The sequence below is a fragment of the Ottowia sp. genome (genome assembly GCF_047975795.1).
Lineage (GTDB): Bacteria > Pseudomonadota > Gammaproteobacteria > Burkholderiales > Burkholderiaceae_C > Ottowia.
This window is the reverse complement of sequence record NZ_JBKEEE010000028.1, coordinates 36,684-58,350: the sequence shown is the minus strand read 5'-3', so window position 1 is coordinate 58,350 and position 21,667 is coordinate 36,684. Positions and strand designations below refer to the sequence as shown.

The 21,667-nt window shown below is 61.4% G+C and carries 23 protein-coding genes; 16 read left to right on the top strand and 7 right to left on the bottom strand.

What is annotated here, in order from left to right; genetic code table 11:
• Positions 1-108 precede the first annotated feature (108 nt).
• The 3 genes from ACK5NW_RS04175 to ACK5NW_RS04165 are packed head-to-tail and all read right to left on the bottom strand — an operon-like array spanning position 109 to position 2,548.
• A complete protein-coding gene (locus ACK5NW_RS04175; RefSeq protein ID WP_416925345.1) occupies positions 109-513 on the bottom strand; it encodes a hypothetical protein in 405 nt (134 codons plus the stop codon).
• Between the two features lie 18 nt (positions 514-531).
• Positions 532-960: a DNA polymerase III subunit chi gene (locus ACK5NW_RS04170; RefSeq protein ID WP_416925343.1), complete on the bottom strand. Its 429-nt coding sequence runs from the start codon at positions 958-960 to the stop codon at positions 532-534.
• A 49-nt stretch (positions 961-1,009) separates the two neighbouring features.
• The gene (locus ACK5NW_RS04165; RefSeq protein ID WP_416925341.1) at positions 1,010-2,548 is read right to left on the bottom strand and encodes a leucyl aminopeptidase; all 1,539 of its coding nucleotides are present in this window, start codon (positions 2,546-2,548) and stop codon (positions 1,010-1,012) included.
• 41 nt (positions 2,549-2,589) lie between these two features.
• Between ACK5NW_RS04165 and lptF the strand changes: the two genes are divergently transcribed.
• Genes lptF through ACK5NW_RS04150 form a run of 3 tightly spaced genes read left to right on the top strand, consistent with a single transcriptional unit; the run spans position 2,590 to position 5,224 of the window.
• On the top strand, positions 2,590-3,696 hold the full coding sequence (gene lptF, locus ACK5NW_RS04160; RefSeq protein ID WP_416925339.1) for an LPS export ABC transporter permease LptF: 1,107 nt from the start codon (positions 2,590-2,592) through the stop codon (positions 3,694-3,696).
• Positions 3,693-4,802 (top strand): LPS export ABC transporter permease LptG, encoded by a 1,110-nt coding sequence (gene lptG / locus ACK5NW_RS04155; RefSeq protein WP_416925337.1) that lies wholly within the window; start codon positions 3,693-3,695, stop codon positions 4,800-4,802. The genes lptF and lptG overlap by 4 nt, the downstream gene beginning before the upstream one ends.
• Positions 4,803-4,825: 23 nt before the next feature.
• A complete protein-coding gene (locus ACK5NW_RS04150) occupies positions 4,826-5,224 on the top strand; it encodes a sirohydrochlorin chelatase (protein ID WP_416925335.1) in 399 nt (132 codons plus the stop codon).
• A 74-nt stretch (positions 5,225-5,298) separates the two neighbouring features.
• Here the strand turns inward: ACK5NW_RS04150 and ACK5NW_RS04145 are convergent, their stop codons facing one another.
• Genes ACK5NW_RS04145 through ACK5NW_RS04130 form a run of 4 tightly spaced genes read right to left on the bottom strand, consistent with a single transcriptional unit; the run spans position 5,299 to position 8,513 of the window.
• Positions 5,299-6,861: an NAD(P)H-hydrate dehydratase gene (locus ACK5NW_RS04145; RefSeq protein WP_416925333.1), complete on the bottom strand. Its 1,563-nt coding sequence runs from the start codon at positions 6,859-6,861 to the stop codon at positions 5,299-5,301.
• A gap of 40 nt (positions 6,862-6,901) precedes the next feature.
• Entirely contained in the window at positions 6,902-7,240 is a 339-nt protein-coding gene (locus tag ACK5NW_RS04140; RefSeq protein WP_416925331.1) for a DUF6616 family protein, read from the bottom strand.
• 11 nt (positions 7,241-7,251) lie between these two features.
• Positions 7,252-8,022 (bottom strand): DNA alkylation repair protein, encoded by a 771-nt coding sequence (locus ACK5NW_RS04135; RefSeq protein ID WP_416925329.1) that lies wholly within the window; start codon positions 8,020-8,022, stop codon positions 7,252-7,254.
• Positions 8,019-8,513 (bottom strand): MarR family winged helix-turn-helix transcriptional regulator, encoded by a 495-nt coding sequence (locus tag ACK5NW_RS04130; RefSeq protein WP_416925327.1) that lies wholly within the window; start codon positions 8,511-8,513, stop codon positions 8,019-8,021. The genes ACK5NW_RS04135 and ACK5NW_RS04130 overlap by 4 nt, the downstream gene beginning before the upstream one ends.
• A 410-nt stretch (positions 8,514-8,923) precedes the next feature.
• Here ACK5NW_RS04130 and rpsB point away from each other — a divergent pair, with 410 nt between their 5' ends.
• The 13 genes from rpsB (at position 8,924) to lpxA (ending at position 21,662) form a co-directional block, all read left to right on the top strand.
• Entirely contained in the window at positions 8,924-9,682 is a 759-nt protein-coding gene (gene rpsB, locus ACK5NW_RS04125; protein WP_416925325.1) for a 30S ribosomal protein S2, read from the top strand.
• 131 nt (positions 9,683-9,813) lie between these two features.
• Positions 9,814-10,707 (top strand): translation elongation factor Ts, encoded by an 894-nt coding sequence (tsf, locus tag ACK5NW_RS04120; RefSeq protein WP_416925323.1) that lies wholly within the window; start codon positions 9,814-9,816, stop codon positions 10,705-10,707.
• A 112-nt stretch (positions 10,708-10,819) separates the two neighbouring features.
• Positions 10,820-11,542 carry a UMP kinase gene (gene pyrH / locus ACK5NW_RS04115; RefSeq protein ID WP_416925321.1) on the top strand — a complete coding sequence of 241 codons (723 nt, stop codon included), beginning with the start codon at positions 10,820-10,822 and terminating at the stop codon, positions 11,540-11,542.
• Between the two features lie 25 nt (positions 11,543-11,567).
• The gene (frr, locus tag ACK5NW_RS04110; protein WP_416925319.1) at positions 11,568-12,128 is read left to right on the top strand and encodes a ribosome recycling factor; all 561 of its coding nucleotides are present in this window, start codon (positions 11,568-11,570) and stop codon (positions 12,126-12,128) included.
• Between the two features lie 63 nt (positions 12,129-12,191).
• Complete coding sequence (uppS, locus tag ACK5NW_RS04105; protein ID WP_416925317.1) at positions 12,192-12,938, top strand: polyprenyl diphosphate synthase; 747 nt, start codon at positions 12,192-12,194, stop codon at positions 12,936-12,938.
• Positions 12,939-12,942: 4 nt separating this feature from the next.
• Complete coding sequence (locus tag ACK5NW_RS04100) at positions 12,943-13,821, top strand: phosphatidate cytidylyltransferase (protein WP_416925315.1); 879 nt, start codon at positions 12,943-12,945, stop codon at positions 13,819-13,821.
• Positions 13,818-14,996, top strand: coding sequence for a 1-deoxy-D-xylulose-5-phosphate reductoisomerase (locus ACK5NW_RS04095; RefSeq protein WP_416925313.1), 1,179 nt, complete (start codon positions 13,818-13,820; stop codon positions 14,994-14,996). The genes ACK5NW_RS04100 and ACK5NW_RS04095 overlap by 4 nt, the downstream gene beginning before the upstream one ends.
• Before the next feature lie 59 nt (positions 14,997-15,055).
• Positions 15,056-16,432, top strand: a complete 1,377-nt coding sequence (gene rseP, locus ACK5NW_RS04090; protein ID WP_416925311.1) for an RIP metalloprotease RseP — start codon at positions 15,056-15,058, stop codon at positions 16,430-16,432.
• A 64-nt stretch (positions 16,433-16,496) separates the two neighbouring features.
• Positions 16,497-18,794, top strand: a complete 2,298-nt coding sequence (bamA, locus tag ACK5NW_RS04085) for an outer membrane protein assembly factor BamA (protein ID WP_416925309.1) — start codon at positions 16,497-16,499, stop codon at positions 18,792-18,794.
• Positions 18,795-18,802: 8 nt separating this feature from the next.
• The gene (locus ACK5NW_RS04080) at positions 18,803-19,315 is read left to right on the top strand and encodes an OmpH family outer membrane protein (protein WP_416925399.1); all 513 of its coding nucleotides are present in this window, start codon (positions 18,803-18,805) and stop codon (positions 19,313-19,315) included.
• Positions 19,316-19,368: 53 nt separating this feature from the next.
• Positions 19,369-20,358, top strand: a complete 990-nt coding sequence (lpxD, locus tag ACK5NW_RS04075; RefSeq protein WP_416925307.1) for a UDP-3-O-(3-hydroxymyristoyl)glucosamine N-acyltransferase — start codon at positions 19,369-19,371, stop codon at positions 20,356-20,358.
• A 64-nt stretch (positions 20,359-20,422) separates the two neighbouring features.
• Positions 20,423-20,866 (top strand): 3-hydroxyacyl-ACP dehydratase FabZ, encoded by a 444-nt coding sequence (gene fabZ, locus ACK5NW_RS04070; protein WP_416925305.1) that lies wholly within the window; start codon positions 20,423-20,425, stop codon positions 20,864-20,866.
• The gene (gene lpxA, locus ACK5NW_RS04065; RefSeq protein WP_416925303.1) at positions 20,811-21,662 is read left to right on the top strand and encodes an acyl-ACP--UDP-N-acetylglucosamine O-acyltransferase; all 852 of its coding nucleotides are present in this window, start codon (positions 20,811-20,813) and stop codon (positions 21,660-21,662) included. Before fabZ ends, lpxA begins: the two co-directional genes overlap by 56 nt.
• The last annotated feature ends 5 nt before the right edge of the window (positions 21,663-21,667 follow it).

Here is a 21,667-nt window from a genome sequence, read left to right as displayed (position 1 = left end):
TCCAAAAAATTAAGGTCAAGAGCCTGCGTGGCCCTAACAGGCGCGAACCATATCGCAATTGATGTGCCAGGCGAATAAGGGAAACGCTAGGGTTTGACACCCTTTGGATTAAGGGTTTTTCCCTGTATCGGTGCGCTGAATGCCCTGCGCCAGGGCTTTGGCGACGGCCTCGTGCACCACTTCGGCCACTGTTTTGCGAACGCGCGCGTTCAAGCCCAGCATTTGTTCGTGCAGCACGCGCGCAATGGCTTCGCTGATGAGGTGCTCCAGCTCGGGGCCGATTTGACGCAGCACTGCATCGGCGGTGGACAGGGGCGGGCTTTGCGGATGCGCAGCGGCGGCGACCGCTATGGCGGCTGCTGGGGCCGTCGGACTGGGTTTGTTCTCGCCCACGTCCAGTGATGGCAGCGCGGGCAGCGCATTTTCTGTCGGCGGATCGTCAGCGGCCACCACCTGGGTCAGGGTGGGGACGAAGCGCGGGGGGGCAAATCCGGGAGGGTCGTCGCTGCTCATTGGTCGGTACCAGAGCGTTCAATGTGAAGCCTTAACGTCGTGTCGCTGGATAGCGTAACCGCGATCAGCATAATGCCGCCAGCGCTGGCGTGCTTGTAAACGATCGTTTTCATTGGTGCCCACCAGTTCAATCAGGCGCTCGAAGCGTTCAAACCCTGCGGGTACGGCGTCGCCCAGGTGCAGCAGCACATCGGTGTGCGGCAACTGGGCGCTGTCGGTGGCCAGCACGAGAGGCGTTTGGGCCAGCACGTCGGGCGATGCGCTGCTCAGGCAGTGGGGCAGAAATTCCAGCGGGGCAAAGCTCCACAGCGCGCGATCCAGCTCGGTCAGCAGCGGCTCGGGGGCCAGCACGCCCACTGGGCGACCCGAAGCACTGGCTTTGCGCAGCAGGCGGCAGGCATAGCCCAGCTTGTCGGGCACGTTGAAGTGGAACATCACCTCGGTCATGGCTGCGCGCTTGGGCTGTTGATCTTGGGGCTGTTGAATCAGCAGCCGGTCAGGGTTTGCGGCGGCGTGGCTTGGCCGATTGGGTACTTTTGCGGGGTTTGTTGTTTTTGGGGCCACCTGCTTGCTCATTGGCTTGTGCGCTCAGATAGGCCATCAGCAGCCCCACGGGGCGTCCGGTTGCGCCTTTGGCCGCGCCGCTTTTCCAGGCCGTGCCCGCAATGTCCAGGTGTGCCCACGGATAAGCCTGGGTAAAGCGCTGCAAAAATTTGGCGGCGGTGATCGATCCGGCGGGTCGGCCCGCCACGTTGGCCACGTCGGCAAAGTTGGTTTTCAGGCCTTCGGCGTATTCGTCGTCCAGCGGCATGCGCCAGCAGGGATCGAGCGCGTGCTCGCCCGCCGATTGCAGCGCTGCGGCCAGGCCGTCGTCAGCAGTGAACAGGCCCGATCGCAGGTGCCCCAGGGCGATCACGCAGGCCCCCGTGAGGGTGGCGATGTCAACCAGCGCGCGGGGTTTGAAGCGCTCGGCGTAGGTCAACGCATCACACAGCACCAAGCGGCCTTCGGCGTCGATGTTGAGGATTTCGATGGTTTGCCCGCTCATGCTGGTGACCACGTCGCCAGGCTTGACGGCCCGGCCATCGGGCATGTTTTCGCAGGCGGCGATCAGCCCCACCACGTTGACGGCGGGCTTGACCTCGGCCAGCGCGCGGAACACGCCCAGCACGCTGGCCGCGCCACCCATGTCGAATTTCATCTCGTCCATCTCGGGGGCAGGTTTGAGCGAGATACCACCCGTATCAAAGGTGATGCCTTTGCCCACCAGAGCTACCGGTGCGCTGGATTTGGCCGCACCGTTGTAGCGCAGCACGATGAAACGCAGTTCCTGCTCAGAGCCTTGCGCCACGGCGCGAAAAGCGCCCATGCCCAGTTTGGCGACTTCTTTCGGACCCAACACCTCGCAGCCGATGCGGGGCAGTTTGCTCAGTGCGCGAGCGGCTTCGGCCAGCATGGTGGGCGTGGCGTGGTTGGCCGGGCGGTTGGCCCATTCGCGCGCCATCGCCACGCCCCGGGCAACGCCGACGGCCTGGGTGAATGCGGGTTGTATCGAGGCGATGTCAGAGACGGCACCGGGGACACCGATCGTTATTTGGGTCAACGGCGTGCCGTCTTTTTTGGAAGGCTTGCTCTTGGTGGTGGTGTAGGTGTAGGCGGCCTCGGCGGCCCCCTGGACGGCAGCAGCAGCCACATCAGGCGCGGGTGTTTGCGCAAAACACAGAATGGCCGACCGCGCAGGCCCGCCTTTCAAAGCGCCGACGGCGGCGGCCGCTGCCTTGCGCACCTCTGCAGGCGTGGCGCCGCCGGTGCTGGCCAGAACGACGCGCTCGGCTTTGATGCCCGCCGCGCCAAAGCTGGAAAGCAGCTGGCCCGCAGGCGTGGTCAAAAAATGACCGCTGGCCTGCGCGTGCTGGATCAGTGCAGACAAGGCGTCGTCTGCGGGAGAAAACGATGCGGGCACCAGCACCACCAGCGCTGGCGTACGGATGGTGGCGGCTTGCGCAAGGCGCAGGGGTTTGAGCTGAAAGTCCATAATCTCGGCCTGGTGATTGACGGTCTATTGACGATCAAGCAATGTTATTCGATTCCTCTTTGCGCAAGGAGCTGGGCCGCAGCTTTGGGGCGACGCTGGTGGTGCTGATTACCGTGGTCATGACGGTGATGCTGATTCGCACCCTGGGGCAGGCCACGGTGGGCCGCGTCAACCCGTCCGAGGTGGTGCTGGTCATGGGCTACACCGTGCTGGGCGTGTTGACCACCATCCTGACGCTGAGCCTGTTTGTCGCCATCACCGCCACGCTGACCCGCATGTACACCGCCAGCGAAATGGTGGTGTGGTTTTCCAGTGGGCAGGGGTTGGCGGCGTTTGTCAAACCCTTGATGCGTTTTGCCTTGCCCATATTGGTGGTGGTGGCCGTGATGGCGCTGATGGTGTCACCCTGGGCCAACCTGCAAATCCGGGAGCTGCGTGACCGCTACCAGGGGCGCGGCGATATCGAGCGGGTGGCACCTGGTCGCTTTATTGAATCGTCTGGTGGACGGCGGGTGTTCTTCATTGACCGCAATGCGTCTGACGAGCGCAGCGGATCGAACATCTTTGTGGTGTCGACCGAGCACGGCAAGGAATCAGTGATTTCAGCCAAGAGCGGCGAGATCAAGTTCATCGATGACGAGCGCTTCATTGTCCTGAACAACGGCTATCAACTGGATACGGATTTGGCCACGGGCGAAAGCCGGGTCAGCGAATTTGCCCAATACGGCCACCGCATCGATGCGCGAGAGGTGGGGCCATCAACCAATCAGTCGCCCCGCATCAAAACCACGTCGGCCTTGCTGGTCGAGCCAACGCCGCGCAATCTGGCCGAGCTGTCCTGGCGCATCGGGCAGGCGCTGATTGCCTTCAACTGCGTGCTGATTGCGCTGGCGGCCACCCGCGTCAACCCGCGCGTGGGGCGCAGCGCCAGTTTGATCTTTACCTTGCTGGCCTTTGCCGCTTATTACAACCTGATCGGCATTGGCGAGAGTTGGATCACCGATCGAAAAATTGGCGCTGCGGCCTACATGCTGCTGCTGCACGGCGGCATTTTCGCGCTGGCCATGGTGTGGCTGGTGGGGCGGCATGAGGACTGGCTGATGCGCTGGTCGCGCCGCCGCACTGGCAAGCAGGAGGCAAGCGCATGAAAACCATTCGGCGTTTGATTTACGCAGAGATTGTGCGTGCGGTGGGCTTCATCGCGGTGGCTTTTTTGCTGCTGTTCTTCTTTTTTGACCTGGTGGACGAGCTGGGCAACCTGGGGCAGGGCGCGGCGCGCGGCTACAGCCTGTCTTATGTGCTGCTGCACGTGGCTTTGCAGGTGCCCAGCCACTTGTACGAGCTGTTGCCCATTGCAGTGCTGATCGGGGCCATCTACGTCATGGCGCGTCTGGCAGAAAGCAGCGAATACACCATCTTGCGCACCAGTGGCCTGGGGCCGCGCCGCGCGCTCAATACGCTGCTGGTGCTGGGGCTGGGCTTTGTGGCATTGACTTTTGTGGTGGGCGATTACATCGCGCCTGCGGCCAACCGCGCGGCCCAGTCGATTCAGATGCGGTTTGTGTCGGACATCAGCGTGGGCCGCACGGGCGCGTGGATCAAGGACCGGCAAGGTGCCAGCAGTTATTCGGTCAACGTGGGTTCGATGAGCGCCAATGGAGTGATGAATCAGATTCGAATTTTTGAATTTGACGACGCCAGCGGCCGCCCGCTGGCCATCACCAAGGCCGCGCACGGGCGCTTTGATGCGAGCAACACCTGGGCGTTGGAGAGCGTACGCCGCACCAGCTACAACAGTGCCGATGCGGCCGAGCCAACCGTGCAGACCGAGAACCTGCCCGAATGGCGCTGGCCGAACAGCATCTCGCGCGACATGGTGGCGGCGGCCTTGCTCAGCCCCGAGCGCATGCAAACCATTGATTTGTTTCAGTACGTGCAGCACTTGCAAAGCAACGGCCAAAGCGCGCAGCGCCACCAGATCGAGTTTTGGCGCAAGGTGTTTTATCCCTTGAGTTGCCTGGTGATGATGATTCTGGCGCTGCCCTTTGCCTACCTGCACTTTCGCTCCAGCAATATCGCCGGGTACGTGTTTTTGGGCGTGCTGGTGGGCATCAGCTTCTTTTTGCTGAACAACGTGTTCGGCTTTATCGGCAACCTGCGCAACTGGGAACCGTGGATGGCCGCCGCTGCGCCGGGGTTGATTTACACCGGCTTGTCGCTGGGGGCTTTCTGGTGGTTGGTGCTGCGGCAATAGAACAGGCGAGGCCAAGTCACATCATGACCGCAATACCCCGCCACGCCATCATTTTGTTTGCGCACGGCTCGCGCGACCCCGCCTGGCGCGTGCCCATAGAGGCCGTGGCTGCTCGCATGCGCGAGCTTCAGCCGCAAGCTTTGGTGCGCTGCGCTTATCTGGAGTTGACCGCGCCCGATCTGGCCACGGTCATGCATGAGGTGCACGAGGCCGGTGCGCGCGCGGCCACCATCTGGCCGCTTTTTTTTGGCGCAGGCCGTCATGTGCGTGAAGATCTGCCACGGCTGGCAGCGCAATTGCGAACAAACTTTCCCGCGATGCGCATTTCAGTGCAAGCACCGATCGCTGAAAACGCCCAGGTGCTCGAAGTGATGGCGCGTACCGCGCTGCTGTCTGCCCAAAATCAAGAGCAGCCTGTCTAGCAGCCGTTGAGCAGCGGGCTTTGACGACCTGGCTTTTATGCCCGGCTTGTGGTCTGTCACGCGCTTGCAGTCTGTCATGCGCTTGCCAGCAAACTGGCCGTTAATTTTTCTGGTTTTGCCCAACGGTCAGCTGCTGCACCGTGTTGCCATACCGCCGCACATGCTGCCTCGAAAGCGGGCAAGCCCGCTGCCAGCCGCGCACCGATCAAACCGGCCAGCACGTCGCCCGTGCCCGCTGTGGCCAGACGGGCATTGCCGGTGGGGTTGATGTGGGGCACGACGTTGGGTGCGGCAATGATGGTGCCGGAACCTTTGAGCACGACCACGCATTCAAACCGCTCGGCCAGCGCTTGCGCGGCGTGCAGACGGTCGGCCTGTACGTCAGCGGCATTGATGCCCAGCAGGCGTGCGGCTTCCAGCGGGTGTGGGGTGAGCGCGGTGGCGTGGCCGTGTACAGCGCGGGCGCGCAAGCGGGGTTGCAGGTCGGCCGGATCGGCGGCGATGGCGTTCAGTGCGTCGGCGTCCAGCACCAGGCGGGGTGTGGTGTGCAGCACGGCAGGCAACATGCTGGCGACCGACGTGCCGCCGCCGCAGCCGCAGACCACGGTGAGCTGGGCCAGCGGCAGGACAGTGGGAGGGCGGAACATCAGTTCAGGCTGCGCCACGTCGCACGTCAGATTGGGCTGCCCCAACAGACTGACATACACCCGGCCCGCACCGCCGTGCAGCGCCGCGCGGGCGGCCAGCAAGGCGGCACCGGCCATAGCGGTGCCGCGTGTGTGGTCGTTGTGGGCAGCATGGATTTCACCGCCGATCACGGCCACGTCGCCGTGCGTGCCTTTGTGGCTGGCGTGCAGGCGCGGCGCGGGGGAGGGTGCGCCGTTCAACCAGGCGGTGGGTACTTCATCGCCTGAATCTGCGCCCAGATCGTCGAACCAGATTTGCCCGCAGGCATCGCGCCCGTGGGCGGTGAACAGGCCGGGTTTGAGCGTGAGCAGGCTGAGGGTGTGGCGCTGGGGTGATGGGTGATTTGAGTATTTTTGGCCTTTAGCGCTGGTGTGAAAGGCACCGCCAGCTATTGATTCAGGAGTTTTTTGCGGTGATTCAGGCGTATGCCATGCACCGGTGTCGGCGTGCAGCCCGGTGGGCAAATCCACCGCCAGCAATGGGGCAGGCACCGCATGCAGCGCATGCAGCCAGTCGGCCATACGGCCTTCGGGCGGGCGGGTGGTGCCGATGCCCAGCAGGGCGTCGATACACAGGTCTTGCGCGGCCAGCTCCCCGGGGGGAGTGTCGGCAAAGCGCACACCGATGTCCATCGCACGCTGCCACGAGGCGCGGGCATCGGCTGGGGCAGCGTCGGGCGTGCCCAGCCAGGTCACCACGGGTTGCAGGCCCCAGCGCTGCAGGTGCATGGCCGCTTCCAGCCCGTCGCCACCGTTGTTGCCGGGGCCGCAGGCGATCCACACGCGGCGTGCGTGCGGTGCCAGTGCCATTGCCAGCCGTGCGATGGCCAGTCCGGCGCGCTGCATCAGCGTGTGCGGTGGCAGCGCGGCGGCCACAGCTTGCTCCATGCGGCGCGTGGCGGCGGTGTCGTAAAGAGGCAGGGCGCGGGTGATGTCCAGGGTTTGGGGCATGAACGCATTGTGCGCCGCTGGCGGCAACGCGGCCAGGATTTCAAACGGCGATCAGGGCGTTCAGGTGCTGGGCAAAGTCACCTTCTGCGCCTGCGGCGTTCATATGGTCGAAGTAGGTGTACCAGCCGCTGGCCTGAATGCCCGCCAGCAGCGCCTCGCGTGCGGCAGCGTCGGGAAAGCGCCAGATGCCCAGATAACGGTGGCCGCTGCCGTGGTCAGTGCCAAGTTCAATTTCAGTCAGGGTGAGGGCTTGCACGCCCAATTGAGCCAAGCCGCCCATGGCCTCGCCAATGGCGGCCAGAAACTGTTGACGCTGTTCGGTGCTCAGTGCGTGCCAGGCGGCGTTGGGGGTATAGAGTTCAACGAGATAGTGGCTCAAAGGGATCTCCTTTACTTGAGATTGCGCAGCGCGCGTTGGCAGATGCGGTGGGTGGCTTCGGTGGATGGGGCTTGCAACCATTGAGCGCACAGGCTGCGCACCCAGTCAGGCTGGTCTTTGGCAGCGTCGTTGAGCCAGTTGGCCACCGAATCCTGCACATAGGCGGCAGGGGCGGCACGCAGCGGGGTCAGGATGGGCAACGCCAGCTGCGGCTGGCGTTTGAGCGCTGTAATGTGGGCGCTCCACACGCCACGTGGACGCAGCGCTTCGCTGACAAAGCGGCGCAAACGCTCAGATGGCGCAGCCGTCCATGGCACCAGGTGGTCGATGGCCGCTTCCAGCTCAAGGCTCAGGTGCGGGCGCACGGCCATCCAGGCCCATTCGCGCACGCCGAAATGTGCGTCGTCGGCCAGAGGGCGTATGGCGGCCAGGCGTTCGGACAGTGTCAACACAGGCTGTGCACCGATCATGAAGCAGGCCCAGCCGCGCACCGTGTCGGCGTGGTGGGCCTGACAGGTGGCGATGCCGTCGGTGCCCAAAACTTCCAGCAACGCGGCACCGATGTGTTTCATGCGCTTGAGTACGCCCAGCGTGCAGGCGGTGTCGACGGCTTGCAGCGCTTTGGCTGGCAGTTGGGGAAAGACGGTGCGCACCAGTTGGGCTTGGTTGAGCGCCAGACATTCCGTCAAGGTAGCGCTGGCGATTTCGCCGTGCGATAGGGCGCGCAGCACGTCGGCAGGGATGTCGGCGGCGCGGCTTGCGCCTTTGCGGGCCGTGGTCATGGGGCTGCGCCTTGCAGGTTGCGGGCTACTTTGGCCAGCAAGGCCGTCAGTTGCTGGCGTTCTGGGTCGGAGAGGTTGCCGTACAGGCTGGCGATCCAGCGACTGTGCTGTGCAAACACGGTTTTGGCCATTTGCTGACCTTTGCGCGTCAACTGAATGCGCAGTGCCCGGCGGTCACCAGGGGCGGCATGTCGCTCGATCAAGGCTTCGCGCTCCAGACCGTCAAGCAAACCGGTGACGGTGGCGCGCGTGACGCCGGCTTGTTCAGCCAGCGCCGCAGGAGCCAGCCCACCTGGCGCAGCATCCAGCAAAAACAGCAGGACGAAGCGGCCTTCCGACAGGCCGTGCGGTGCCAGCAGGGTCGCGCAATCGCGGTCAATGCGGGCTGCCAGCGAGAGCGTTTGAAAACACAGGCGAATGCCTTCAATGTCAGGCAATTGGCGCTGCTGTGCCTGTTGAAGAAGCGCTTGGTATTTTTGCTCAAGAGCCATGGGTGTGTCAGCGCATGCCATTTAATGTTGCCATATAGTATGGCGGCTAATTTTATTGCAAATGTTTATTGCAAATCAACGACGCGTTGCAAATATCTGCCGGGCAATGGTGGGTTGCGTCTGCGTCGGTGCTGTGACCGGGCGGGGGCATAGATGCAGGTGTTGTGGCTTTAACTACAGCTTTGAATGGTCGAGCATGCTAAAATTCATAGGTTTTTCTGCTTCTGGTTGGAAGGTGTTGGGTAATCCAGCGGTCAACTTTGGAGTATGTGGCTGGCTTTATCGGCTGCCTTAGAGGCAAAACAAATCCCAAACCAGTCCTGACGAGGTGTCGTCACCAGCTTTTATTGCAAGCGGTTGGTGACGATGAGCGGACTGGCTTTCAGACTTAACTTCGACAAGGAAAAACCATGTCCGTGACCATGCGTGAAATGCTGGAAGCCGGTGTCCATTTTGGCCACCAGACGCGCTTTTGGAACCCCAAGATGGCCCCTTTCATCTTCGGCCATCGCAACAAGATCCACATCATCAACCTGGAAAAATCGCTGCCGATGTTCCAGGAGGCGCAAAAGTTCGCCAAACAGCTGGCGGCCAATCGCGGCACCATTTTGTTTGTGGGCACCAAGCGCCAGGCACGCGAAATCGTGGCCGAAGAAGCGCGCCGTGCGGGCATGCCGTTTGTCGATCAGCGCTGGCTGGGCGGCATGCTGACCAACTTCAAGACCGTTAAAACGTCGATCAAGCGTCTGAAAGACATGCAGGCCCAGCAAGAGGCTGGGCTGGACAGCATGAGCAAGAAAGAGCAGCTTATGTTTACCCGCGAGATGGCCAAGCTGGAGCGCGACATTGGCGGCATCCAGGACATGAATGCGTTGCCCGACGCCATCTTTATGATTGACGTGGGTTTCCACAAGATTGCCGTGGCCGAAGCGCAGAAGTTGGGCATTCCGCTGATCGGCGTGGTGGATTCCAATCACAACCCCGATGGCATCGACTACGTGATTCCGGGCAACGACGACTCGGCCAAGGCTGTAGTGCTGTACGCCCGTGGCATGGCCGATGCCGTGCTGGAAGGCAAGGCGAACGCCGTGAACGATGTCGTCAAAGCCGTGCAGGCGGCTGAAGGCGGGGACGAATTCGTCGAAGTTGAGGACGAAAGCGCCGCCTGATATCTGCCTGCATCAGCTAATGTTTACGGCTGATGTCATCGCAAAGGGGGCGCAAAGCCCCTTTTTTTCAAAAATTTTCGGCAAGCATCCCAACAAACTGATGCTTGCCATTGAACCTGACGGAGTTACACATGGCAGCAATTACCGCAAGCATGGTCGCCGAGCTGCGCGCCAAGACCGATGCCCCCATGATGGAGTGCAAAAAAGCCCTGACCGAAGCCGATGGCGACATGGTCAAGGCCGAAGAGTTGCTGCGCGTCAAGCTGGGCTCCAAGGCGGGCAAGGCCGCCAGCCGCGTGACGGCAGAAGGCGTGATCACTGCCTACATGGGCGGAAATACCGGCGCGATCATCGAAGTCAATTGCGAAACCGATTTCGTCACCAAGAACGACATGTTCCTGAACATGGCGCAGGCTGCGGCCAAGCTGGTGGCAGAAAAGAACCCAGCCGACGTGGACGCCATGGCTGCGTTGACTTACGAACAAGACGGCTACGGCCCTACGTTGGAAGATGTGCGCAAGGGCCTGATCGGCAAGATTGGCGAAAACATGAGCTTCCGCCGCTTTGTGCGCAAAACGGGTGGCGGCCAGCTGGCCAGCTACCTGCACGGCACCCGCATTGGCGTGTTGGTTGAGTACGAAGGCGACGAAGCTGCAGCCCGCGATGTGGCCATGCACGTGGCAGCCATGAAACCTGTCGCATTGACCAGCGCGGATGTGCCTGCCGACTTGATTGAAAAAGAGCGCAGCGTGGCGACTGCCAAGGCGCAAGAGTCTGGCAAGCCTGCTGACATTGCGGCCAAGATGATCGAAGGCTCGGTGCAAAAGTTCTTGAAAGAGGTGTCGCTGTTCAATCAGCCCTTCGTCAAGAACGACAAGCAATCCGTCGAGCAAATGCTGAAAGAAAAAAACACCACGGTGAAAAGCTTCACTCTGTACGTGGTGGGCGAAGGCATCGAGAAAAAGGCCGACGACTTTGCCGCTGAAGTGGCCGCACAAGTGGCGGCGGCTCAAGGCAAGGCTTGATACGCTGAACATGTGGTGCCGTGCAGGTGCATGGCACCACGGTTTGCCGAAAGGCCAATAGCGCTTGGGCCGTTAAACTTGCAGCGCTTTTTAATATCCCGACACCCTGCCGATGACCAAAGCCAAACCCGCCTATCAACGTATTCTGCTCAAGCTTTCTGGCGAGGCGTTGATGGGTGATGATGCCTTTGGCATCAACCGGGCGACGATTGAGCGCATCGTGGGCGAGGTGGCTGAAGTTACCCGCTTGGGTGTTCAGGTGGCGGTGGTGATTGGCGGCGGCAACATCTTTCGTGGCGTGGCAGGTGGCTCGGTCGGCATGGACCGCGCCACCGCTGATTACATGGGCATGCTGGCCACCGTGATGAACGCGCTGGCCCTGGCTGATGCCATGGATCAGCAAGGGCTGACGGCGCGTGTGATGTCGGCCATTGGCATCGAGCAGGTGGTTGAACCTTATGTGCGACCCAAAGCACTTCAGTACCTGGAAGAGGGCAAGGTGGTGGTGTTCGCTGCGGGCACCGGCAACCCGTTCTTTACCACCGACACTGCTGCGGCGCTGCGCGGCGCTGAAATTGGCGCTGAGATGGTGCTCAAGGCCACCAAGGTCGATGGCGTGTACACAGCCGACCCAAAGAAAGACCCCAAGGCCACGCGCTACGCCGAACTCAGCTTTGACGAAGCCATGACGCGCAATCTGGGCATCATGGATGCCACGGCTTTCGCACTGTGCCGCGACCAGAAACTGCCGATCAAGGTGTTCTCTATTTTCAAGCCTGGCGCGCTCAAAGCCGTGGTGCTGGGGGCCGACGAAGGCACCCTGGTTCACGCCTGAACATCGCCAGCACTGGAGCCACAACATGAGTATTGCCGATATCAAGAAAAACACCCAAAACAAGATGGATCAGTCCATCGCTGCTTTCAAAAACAACTTGACCAAGATTCGCACTGGCCGCGCCAACCCGGCACTGCTGGACACTATCCATGTCGAGTACTACGGCAACCACGTACCGCTGTCGCAAGTGGCCAGCGTGTCGCTGCTGGATGCGCGCACCATCAGCGTGCAGCCGTGGGAAAAAGGCATGGGGGCCAAAATAGAAAAAGCCATTCGCGAGAGCGATCTGGGTCTGAACCCGGCCAGCATGGGCGATTTGATCCGTGTGCCAATGCCGCCCATGAGCGAAGAGCGCCGCAAGGAGATGACCAAGCTCGTGCGCCAGGAGGGTGAGCAGGCCAAAATCGCTATCCGCAACCTGCGCCGCGATGCCAACGACGCGATCAAGAAACTGGTCAAAGACAAAGAGGCCACCGAAGACGATCAAAAACGCAGCGAGACCGAGATCCAAAAAGCCACCGACAACCACATTGCCGAGATCGATACGCTGGTGGCTTCCAAAGAAAAAGACATCATGGAGGTTTGAGGCGCGGTCTTTTGACCTTTGACCTCAACCGGATCGTCTGATTCGTTGCCCAAGTTCGTTGCCATGGCGAAACCGCCTGCACCAACCATTCCCGTAGTGCCGCACCACATTGCCATCGTGATGGATGGCAATGGCCGCTGGGCCAAGCGCCGCTTCATGCCGCGCGTGGCCGGGCACCGCCAAGGGGTGGAATCATTGCGACGCTGCATTCGCGCCTGTTCGGCCCGTGGGGTGCGTGTGTTGACGGTGTTTGCTTTTTCGTCGGAAAACTGGAGTCGCCCGGCAGACGAGGTCAGTGGTTTGATGGACTTGATGGGCAAGGCGTTGGCGCGCGAAGTGCCTGAATTGCGCCAAGCCGGTGTGCGGCTTTACTTTGTGGGCGAGCGGCAAACGCTGTCGCCCCGTTTGCGTGACGATCTGGTCAAAGCAGAGGCGGCCACGGCGACAGACGATGCGCGCATGGTGCTGAACGTGTGCTTCAACTACGGTGGCCGATGGGACGTGGCCCAGGCGGCGGCGCAGCTGGCGGCGCGAGGCGAACCGATTACGGAACAAACCCTTAACAACGCGCTGGCGCTGGCCCACGTGCCCGACCCCGACTTGCTGATCCGCACTGGAGGCGAGCAGCGCATCAGCAACTTCTTGCTGTGGCAGTGCGCGTACAGCGAGCTGTTTTTCAGCAACAAGCTGTGGCCTGAGTTTGATGAAGCCGCATTGGATGAAGCCTTGATGGCCTATACCAGCCGGGAGCGGCGTTTTGGTTTGACTTCCGCACAGGTGTCCGGCGCGCCAGGTGCCGCAGCGGGGTAAGGGCATGCTAAGACAACGTGTGATCACCGCACTCCTCATGTTGGCTGTGTTGGTGGCGGCGCTGGCGTCTGCATCGCCCATGCCCTTTATTGCATTGGCTATGGTGATGATGGGCGCTGCCGCCTGGGAATGGGCGCGGCTGGCAGGTGTCACCAAAAATGGTGCCGTCGCGGTGGGATGCGGGCTGTTTTTGGCCTGCATCGGCACAGGGATGGCGGGCTGGATAAGCCAGCCTTTTGGCGCTTGGTGGGTGGTGGCTGCGTTGTGGGTCACGCTGGGTGGCACGTTGATTGGCGCGGGCGTGCCTGCATGGGGCAAATTACCTAAAGCTCTGCGCTTGGTGCTGGGCTTGTTGATGCTGTGGGCTGGCTGGCTGGCGGTGGTGCAGTCGCGCCTGCTGGGGGTGAACTATTTGCTGTCGGTGCTGTCGCTGGTGGCGGCGGCCGACATTGCGGCTTATTTTGCCGGACGCGCCTTGGGCGGCAAGCTGGTGGCGCGCAAGCTGGCACCGTCGATCAGCCCCAATAAAAGCTGGGAAGGGGTGATGGGCGGCATGCTGGGCGTGCTGGTGCTGGCGGTGCTGTGGATCGCGTTGGACCGCTGGGCAGCGCCTGCAGATTGGAGCCGTAGCCTGTACACCCAGCTGCTGCAAGCCGGAGGCTGGGTGGCTTTGGTGCCGTGCGTGATGGCCTTGTCGGCACTCAGCGTGGTGGGCGATCTGGTGGAGTCGCTGGTCAAGCGCGCGGCGGGTTTCAAGGATTCCAGTCAATTGCTGCCAGGACACGGTGGTGTGCTGGACCGCATTGATGCGCAGTTGCCGACACTGCCTTTTGCCTTGGCGCTGTTGAGCTGGGTGGCACCCGCAGCAGGGGTGGGCGGATGAAGCAGCGGCTGGCGATTTTGGGTTCTACCGGGTCGATCGGCGTCAACACGCTGGATGTGGTGGCGCGACACGCCGACCGGTTTGAGGTGGTGGCGCTGACCGGGGCCACCCAGGTCGACGCGATGCTGGCGCAATGCGAGCGTTTCTGCCCACGGATAGCGGTGATGGCCAGTGCGCCGCATGCGCAACAGCTGGCTGAAAAAATCAAACAAAAACGCCTTTTGACGCAGGTTGAGTCAGGCGCATCAGCTATTGAAAGCATAGCTGGATCGACCGATGTCGATGCCGTTATGGCCGCCATCGTTGGCGCAGCGGGGTTGGCCCCCTGCCTGGCGGCGGCGCGCGCAGGCAAGCGGCTGTTGCTGGCCAACAAAGAGGCGTTGGTGGTCGGTGGCGAGGTGTTTTTGCGCGCCGTGCGCGAAGGTGGGGCGACGCTGCTGCCCATCGACAGCGAGCACTCGGCCATCTTTCAATCCCTGCCCGAGGACGCTGCCACTTGGGGCGAGCGCGTGGACAAGATATTGCTCACCTCATCAGGCGGGCCGTTTCGCACACGCGATCTGGCCACGCTGCGCGATGCCACGCCCGAACAAGCCTGCGCCCACCCCAACTTTGCGATGGGGCGCAAAATTTCGGTCGACTCGGCCACCATGATGAACAAGGCGCTGGAAGTGATCGAGGCGGGCTACCTGTTTGGCATGCCGCCTGAGCGCATCGAGGTGGTGATTCACCCGCAGCAAATCATTCATTCGATGGTGCAGTTTCGTGATGCATCGGTCATGGCGCAACTGGGTACGCCCGATATGCGCGTACCCATTGCCTACGGCCTGTCGTGGCCTGAGCGCATCGAAAGCGGCACGCCGCGGCTGGATTTCAACACCCTGGCGGCGATGACGTTCGAGGTGCCCGATCCGCAGCGTTTCCCCGGCCTGCAACTGGCCTGGGACGCCCTGCGCGCGCCGCCCGGCACCTGCGCCGTGCTGAACGCTGCCAACGAGGTGGCAGTGGCCGCGTTTTTAGAGCGGGCGATTCGCTTTGACCAGATCCATGCGGTGAACCTGATGACGCTGGAGTGTGTGCAACCTCACGCGCCAGACGGGCTGGAAGCGCTGCTGCATCTGGACGCCCGCGCCCGTGCTGCTGCGCGTGAGGTGGTGCACGGCTTGGCGTTGTGATGGCGCAGCGCCACGCCTGTCATGCCTGAACTTTTGTTGCTGTTCGATACCTGACCCCCATGCTGTTGACTTTGATTGCTTTTGTGGTGGCGCTGGGCGCGTTGATTGCCGCGCACGAATGGGGTCATTACCGCATGGCCGTGGCGTGTGGCGTCAAGGTACTGCGATTTTCGGTGGGGTTTGGAAAAACCATCGCACGCTACAAACCCAAGCGCCAGCACCCAGGCCAGGACACTGAGTTCGTGATCGGAGCTTTGCCATTTGGCGGCTACGTCAGCATGCTGGACGAGCGCGAAGCCCCAGTGCCTGCCGATCAGCGGCATCTGGCTTTTAACACCCAGCCGCTGCGATCGCGAGCGCTGATTGTGGCCGCAGGCCCGGTGGCCAATCTGGTGCTGGCGGCATTGTTGTACGCCGTCATCAACTGGGTGGGCGTGGACGAGCCGCGCGCCATCTTGTCACCGCCGGTGGCCGGATCGGTGGCTGAAAAGGTCGGCTTGCAAGGTGGCGACCTGGTGCGCCGTGCGGCTTTGACGGGCAACGATCTGGCACCTGTGGCGTCATTTGAATCCCTGCGCTGGCTGCTGACCCAAGGGGCGTTGAACGGCCAGGATGTGGTGCTGGAAGTGAGCCGGGGCGAAGATGGTCGACTGCGCGAAATCAGTTTGCCTTTGAGCGCGCTGAGTACGTCTGAGCCTGATGCGCGCCTGTTCCGCGAGATGGGCATCGTCTCGCCGCTGAGCAAACCGCGTATTGGCGAGGTGTTGCCCGGCGGTGCGGCCGAGCGCGCGGGGCTGCGCGATGGCGACATGGTGCTGCGCATGGGCAGCCACGCCGTGCAAGACGGTCAGCAATTGCGCGAGCTGATCCGCGCATCAGGCGCAGGAGGCCAGCCCGCTGCGTTGGACTGGCAGGTGCGGCGCGATGGCCGCGTGCTGTCTATCAAGGTGCAGCCCGATCGGGTGCAGGACAAAGACCAGCACGTCGGCCGCATTGGCGCGGTGGTGGGCAGTGCCCCTGAATTTGTGTTGGTGCGGCAGGGGCCATTGCAGGGACTGTGGTCGGGCGTCAAGCGCGTGTGGGAAGTGTCGGCTTTGTCAGTCAAGCTGATCGGGCGCATGGTGATGGGCGATTTGTCGCTGAAAAACTTGAGCGGCCCGATTGCGATTGCCGACTACGCTGGCAAATCGGCGTCCATGGGATGGACGTATTACCTGGGGTTTATGGCTTTTCTCAGCGTCAGTCTGGGGGTGCTGAATCTGATGCCGGTGCCGGTCTTGGATGGGGGGCACCTGATGTATTATCTTTGGGAGGCCGTGACGGGTAAGCCCGTTGCAGGCGTTTGGCTTGAGCGACTGCAATACGTTGGCGTGTCTCTGCTGGTGGCCATGATGGCCGTGGCGGTGTTCAACGATGTGGCAAGTCGGCTGGGCTAGCGCTTTTCGTGTCTTTCTTGGTGGCCCTTGCGGCCACATCTGTCCTACCTCTCTCACACGATTCATGATTTCCATCGCACAACGATTCCGCTTGCGGACTGTGGCTTCTGTGGTGTCGCTTGCACTGGCGTCGCAACTGGCCTGGGCGGTTGACCCGTTCACGGTGCGCGACATCCGCGTGGAAGGCTTGCAGCGGGTGGAGCCTGGCACCGTGTTTGCATCGCTGCCGGTGCGCGTGGGCGAGGTTTACAACGACGACAAGGGTGCGGCGGCCATTCGCGCGCTGTACAGCCTGGGTGTGTTCACTGATGTGCGCCTGCAGGTGTCGGGCGATGTGCTGGTGGTGGTGGTGCAAGAGCGCCCGACGGTAGCGGCGGTCGAGTTTGCAGGCAACAAGGAATTCACCAACGAAATTTTGCAAGGCGCGCTGCGCGACGCTGGTCTGGCCGCAGGCCGCCCTTACGACCGGGCGCTGGCCGATCGGGCCGAACAAGAGTTGAAACGCCAGTACATCAACCGCAGCTTGTATGGCGCGGAGGTGGTGACCACAGTCACACCGATGGAGCGTAACCAGGTGCGCCTGACCTTCAACATCACCGAAGGGCAGGCAGCGCGCATCAAAGACATTGAAATCATTGGCAACCAGGCGTTTTCAGAATCTGATCTGAAAGACCTGTTTGACCTGGACGACGGCAATTGGCTGTCCTGGTACACCAAAAGCGATCAGTATTCGCGCTCCAAGCTGAACGCGGCGCTGGAAACGCTGCGTTCTTACTATCTGGCGCGTGGCTATTTGGACTTCAAGATCGATTCGACCCAGGTGGCCATTTCGCCCGACAAAGAATCGATCACGCTGACCATCAACGTCACCGAGGGTGACCGCTTCGTGGTTTCTGGCGTGTCGCTGCAAGGCAATTACCTGGACAAAGACGATGAGTTCAAGTCGCTCATCACCATCAAGCCGGGCGAAGCCTACAACGCCGATCAGGTGGCCGAAACCACCAAGGCGTTCACAGACCATTTTGGCAACTACGGCTTTGCTTTTGCGTCGGTGGAAACGGTGCCTGAGATAGACCGGGCCAACAACCGCGTGGCGATGGTGCTGCGCTCTGATCCGTCACGCCGTGTGTATGTGCGGCGCATCAATGTGCTGGGCAACACGCGCACGCGCGATGAGGTGATTCGCCGTGAATTTCGCCAGTACGAATCGTCCTGGTATGACGCCGAAAAGATTCGTCTGTCGCGTGACCGAGTAGACCGTCTGGGTTACTTCACCGAGCTGTCGGTGTCCACGGCCGAGGTGCCGGGTGCGCCAGACCAGGTGGACCTGAACGTGGACGTGAAAGAAAAGCCGACCGGCAACGTGTCGATTGGCGCAGGCTACTCGTCGGCTGAAAAACTGTCGTTCACTTTCGGGCTGTCGCAGGAGAACGTATTCGGCTCTGGCAACAAGCTGGATTTGCAGTTGAACACGGGTAAGTACAACCGTACGGTGGTGGTCAGCGCCACCGACCCGTACTTCACCATCAATGGCGTGTCGCGCACGCTGGACGTGTATTACCGTACGCAAAAGCCTTATCAGGATCAAGGCGGGAACTACACCCTGGTGACGGCCGGAACGGGCTTGAAGTTTGGCGTGCCAGTGACCGAGCTGGATCGGGTGTATCTGGGTATGAACATTGAGCGCACGCGCATCAAGCCAGGCACGGCCATTCCTGCCGCATATCTGGTGTATGCCGAGCGCTTTGGCTATGTCAGCTACGGGTTTCCGTTCACCTTGGGCTGGTCGCGCGACTCACGTGACAGCGCGCTGGCCCCTACGGATGGCCGTTATCAGCGCTTGATGGGCGAGCTGAGCCTGTTTGGCGATGCGCGCTACGCCAAAGCCAATTACCAGTACCAGCAGTTTGTGCCACTGAGCAAGCAATACACACTGGCCTTCAATGGCGAAGCGGGCTGGGGCAAAGGTTTGAGCGGGCAACCGTTCCCGGTATTCAAGAACTTTTACTCTGGCGGCCTGGGTTCGGTGCGCGGTTATGAGCAAGGCACTTTGGGGCCGCGTGACGTGACCGGGGCTTTTATCGGCGGCACGCGCAAGTTCACGGTCAATACGGAATTGATGGTGCCGTTTCCAGGTGCGGGCAATGACCGTACCTTGCGGTTGTTTGGCTTTTTCGACATTGGGGCCTTGTACGGCGAAGGGCAAAGCATTGACAGCGAAGCCTTGCGTTATTCGGCCGGCGTCGGCATGAGCTGGATATCGCCATTGGGGCCACTGCGCTTTGCGCTGGCATTTCCCCTGCGCAAGAAGCCTGGCGATAGAATTCAAAAGTTGCAATTTCAAGTTGGGACATCATTTTGAGTCAGTTGATTTGGCGCACTATTTCAGGCGCAGCAGTGCTAGGCACTGCACTGTTGGTGGGGTCGTCTGCTTGGGCGCAAGAGGCGGCAGTTCGCATTGGTTTTGTGAACACCGACCGCATGTTGCGTGAGGCAGATCCTGCCAAGACGGCGCAAACCAAGCTGGAGCAAGAATTCTCGCGGCGCGAAAAAGAAATCGACGATGCGGGTGCAGCGCTGAAAACGGCATCAGAGCGCTTTGAACGTGAATCGCCGACCATGAGCGAGTCGCAGCGCGTGACGCGCCAGCGCCAGTTGATGGATCAGGATCGCGAGTTTCAGCGCAAGCGGCGCGAATTTCAGGAAGACCTGAACGCGCGTAAGCAAGAAGAGCTGCAACATATTCTTGACCGCGCCAACCGCGTGGTCAAACAGGTGGCTGAAGCCGAGAAGTACGACGTGATCCTGCAAGAGGCGGTGTACATCAATCCCCGGCTGGACATCACCGACAAGGTGCTCAAGGCTCTTAACGCCAGCAAATAAGTGCCAGACGGGTTTGACCAATGCCGTGTGCAGCGGCGGGCGAGGGCAAGACCATGACACTGCGCGCAGGTGACATTGTCGAGTCGTTGGGCGGAGAGCTTTTTGGCGACGCTGATCGCGTCATTGAGCGGCTGGCCTCTTTGGAGCGGGCGACAGACACCGATCTGAGCTACCTCGTCAACCCCAAGCTGACACATCTGCTGGGCAGCAGCCAGGCAGGTTGCGTGATTGTGGGCACTCCTATGGCTGATGCCGCGCGCAGCCGAGGCGACTGCATCGTGGCGGACAACCCGCACCTTTACTTCGCCAAGGTCACCCAGCTTTGGAAGCGTGTGCACGGGGATATGCCTCGCCCAGGCATTCATCCCAGCGCAGTCGTTGAAGACGGTGCGGTCATTGATTCCAGCGCCAGCATCGGAGCCTTGTGCTTTGTAGGCCGCAACGTGCGCATTGGGGCGGACACCGTACTGCATCCCCGTGTGACCGTCGGCGATGGCTGCGTCATCGGTGCGCGCTGTGTGATCCAAAGCGGCGCAGTGATCGGCGGCGATGGTTTTGGCTTTGCGCCTCATGACGGCATGTGGGAGAAAATTGAACAACTGGGCGCGGTGCGTCTGGGCGATGACGTCGAAATTGGTGCCAATACCTGCGTTGACCGTGGGGCGCTCGACGACACGGTGATTGAAGACGGCGTCAAGCTCGACAACCAGATCCAGATTGGCCACAACTGTCACATTGGCAAGCACACAGCCATGGCCGGATGCGTGGGCATTGCGGGCAGCGCGCACATTGGCGCTTATTGCACCGTGGGCGGCGCAGGCATGATTGCCGGTCATTTGACCATTGCCGATCATGTGCACGTCACCGCCGCGTCGGTGGTGCTGCACTCCATAGACAAACCGGGGCAGTACACCGGGTTTTTCCCCACCACTGACCACCGCACGTGGGAGAAGAACGCCGCTACGCTGCGGCACCTTCATGCTTTGCGTGACCGGGTCAAGCGGCTGGAGCGCCTGCTTCCGCGCAACGACGACGTGGCATAAAATCACACGTTTGCCGCCAGTGCAGGGGCATCAACAGCGACCAGAATAGAAGCAAATCATCGCCATGATGGACATCCACCACATCCTGACCAAGCTGCCGCACCGCTATCCCTTTTTACTGGTGGATCGTGTGCTGGATCTGGATATTGACGCCAAGACCATACGCGCGGTCAAAAACATCACTTACAACGAGCCATGTTTTACTGGCCATTTCCCAACCCGGCCGGTGTTTCCCGGCGTGCTGATGCTTGAGGCCATGGCGCAAACCTGCGCCTTGTTGTCGTTTGAAGTCACCGGCATGTCGTTGGGTGATGATTCGGTGTTTTATTTTGTCGGCATTGATGGCGCGCGCTTCAAGCGCCCGGTCGAACCGGGCGATCAGTTGATCATGCACGCTACCATGGACCGCGTGCGTGGCGGCATCTACAAGTTCCAGGCGCGCTCAGAGGTCGATGGCGAGCTGGCCAGCGAAGCCGAAATCATGTGCACCATGCGCCGCGTGGTGTGAGGTGGCAGCGCCCTTGATTCACCCCAAGGCGCTGGTCGATCCTGCGGCGCAGATCGATTCCAGCGTCAGCGTCGGCCCCTTTGCCGTGGTGGGGCCGCATGTGCGCATCGGGCGCGGCACCCAGATTGGTCCCCACTGCGTGATCGACGGGCACACCACCATCGGCGAAGACAACTGCATCTTCCAGTTCGCCAGCATTGGCGCGGCCCCGCAGGACAAGAAATACGCAGGCGAGCCGACGCGGCTTGAAATCGGCAACGGCAACACGGTGCGTGAGTTCGTCACCATCAACACTGGCACGGCGCAAGACGAAGGCGTCACCCGGCTGGGCGACGACAACTGGATCATGGCGTATGTGCATATTGCGCACGACTGCCGCATCGGCTGCCACACCATTTTGGCCAACGCTGTGCAACTGGCGGGCCATGTGCATTTGGGTGACTGGGCTTTTTTGGGCGGCTTGACCGGCGTGCACCAGTTTGTGCGCGTGGGCGCGCACGCCATGGCAGCTTTTCAGACCCGTTTGACGCAGGACTTGCCACCGTTCGTCACGGCGGGCGGCAACCCAGCCGAAGCACAAAGCATCAACGCCGAAGGACTGCGTCGGCGCGGCTATTCGGCCGAGCGCATCACCTTGATCAAGCAGATGTACCGACTGCTGTACCGCAAGGGCCTGACGCTGGAAGCCGCCAGCCAGCAAATCGACGCCCTGCGTGGCGAAGTGGCCGAGGCTGATGCCGATATCGCCCTGATGCAAACGTTTCTGTCCACTGCGGCGCGCGGCATTGTCCGCTAGCGCCC

Excerpts from the sequence above, each read along its gene's own strand:
- ACK5NW_RS04175 (WP_416925345.1), bottom strand. The coding sequence starts at position 513 with ATGAGCAGCGACGACCCTCCCGGATTTGCCCCCCCGCGCTTCGTCCCC.
- ACK5NW_RS04170 (WP_416925343.1), bottom strand. The coding sequence starts at position 960 with ATGACCGAGGTGATGTTCCACTTCAACGTGCCCGACAAGCTGGGCTAT.
- ACK5NW_RS04165 (WP_416925341.1), bottom strand. The coding sequence starts at position 2,548 with ATGGACTTTCAGCTCAAACCCCTGCGCCTTGCGCAAGCCGCCACCATC.
- lptF (WP_416925339.1), top strand. The coding sequence starts at position 2,590 with ATGTTATTCGATTCCTCTTTGCGCAAGGAGCTGGGCCGCAGCTTTGGG.
- lptG (WP_416925337.1), top strand. The coding sequence starts at position 3,693 with ATGAAAACCATTCGGCGTTTGATTTACGCAGAGATTGTGCGTGCGGTG.
- ACK5NW_RS04150 (WP_416925335.1), top strand. The coding sequence starts at position 4,826 with ATGACCGCAATACCCCGCCACGCCATCATTTTGTTTGCGCACGGCTCG.
- ACK5NW_RS04145 (WP_416925333.1), bottom strand. The coding sequence starts at position 6,861 with ATGCCCCAAACCCTGGACATCACCCGCGCCCTGCCTCTTTACGACACC.
- ACK5NW_RS04135 (WP_416925329.1), bottom strand. The coding sequence starts at position 8,022 with ATGACCACGGCCCGCAAAGGCGCAAGCCGCGCCGCCGACATCCCTGCC.
- ACK5NW_RS04130 (WP_416925327.1), bottom strand. The coding sequence starts at position 8,513 with ATGGCTCTTGAGCAAAAATACCAAGCGCTTCTTCAACAGGCACAGCAG.
- rpsB (WP_416925325.1), top strand. The coding sequence starts at position 8,924 with ATGTCCGTGACCATGCGTGAAATGCTGGAAGCCGGTGTCCATTTTGGC.
- tsf (WP_416925323.1), top strand. The coding sequence starts at position 9,814 with ATGGCAGCAATTACCGCAAGCATGGTCGCCGAGCTGCGCGCCAAGACC.
- pyrH (WP_416925321.1), top strand. The coding sequence starts at position 10,820 with ATGACCAAAGCCAAACCCGCCTATCAACGTATTCTGCTCAAGCTTTCT.
- frr (WP_416925319.1), top strand. The coding sequence starts at position 11,568 with ATGAGTATTGCCGATATCAAGAAAAACACCCAAAACAAGATGGATCAG.
- uppS (WP_416925317.1), top strand. The coding sequence starts at position 12,192 with ATGGCGAAACCGCCTGCACCAACCATTCCCGTAGTGCCGCACCACATT.
- ACK5NW_RS04100 (WP_416925315.1), top strand. The coding sequence starts at position 12,943 with ATGCTAAGACAACGTGTGATCACCGCACTCCTCATGTTGGCTGTGTTG.
- ACK5NW_RS04095 (WP_416925313.1), top strand. The coding sequence starts at position 13,818 with ATGAAGCAGCGGCTGGCGATTTTGGGTTCTACCGGGTCGATCGGCGTC.
- rseP (WP_416925311.1), top strand. The coding sequence starts at position 15,056 with ATGCTGTTGACTTTGATTGCTTTTGTGGTGGCGCTGGGCGCGTTGATT.
- bamA (WP_416925309.1), top strand. The coding sequence starts at position 16,497 with ATGATTTCCATCGCACAACGATTCCGCTTGCGGACTGTGGCTTCTGTG.
- lpxD (WP_416925307.1), top strand. The coding sequence starts at position 19,369 with ATGACACTGCGCGCAGGTGACATTGTCGAGTCGTTGGGCGGAGAGCTT.
- fabZ (WP_416925305.1), top strand. The coding sequence starts at position 20,423 with ATGATGGACATCCACCACATCCTGACCAAGCTGCCGCACCGCTATCCC.
- lpxA (WP_416925303.1), top strand. The coding sequence starts at position 20,811 with ATGGCGAGCTGGCCAGCGAAGCCGAAATCATGTGCACCATGCGCCGCG.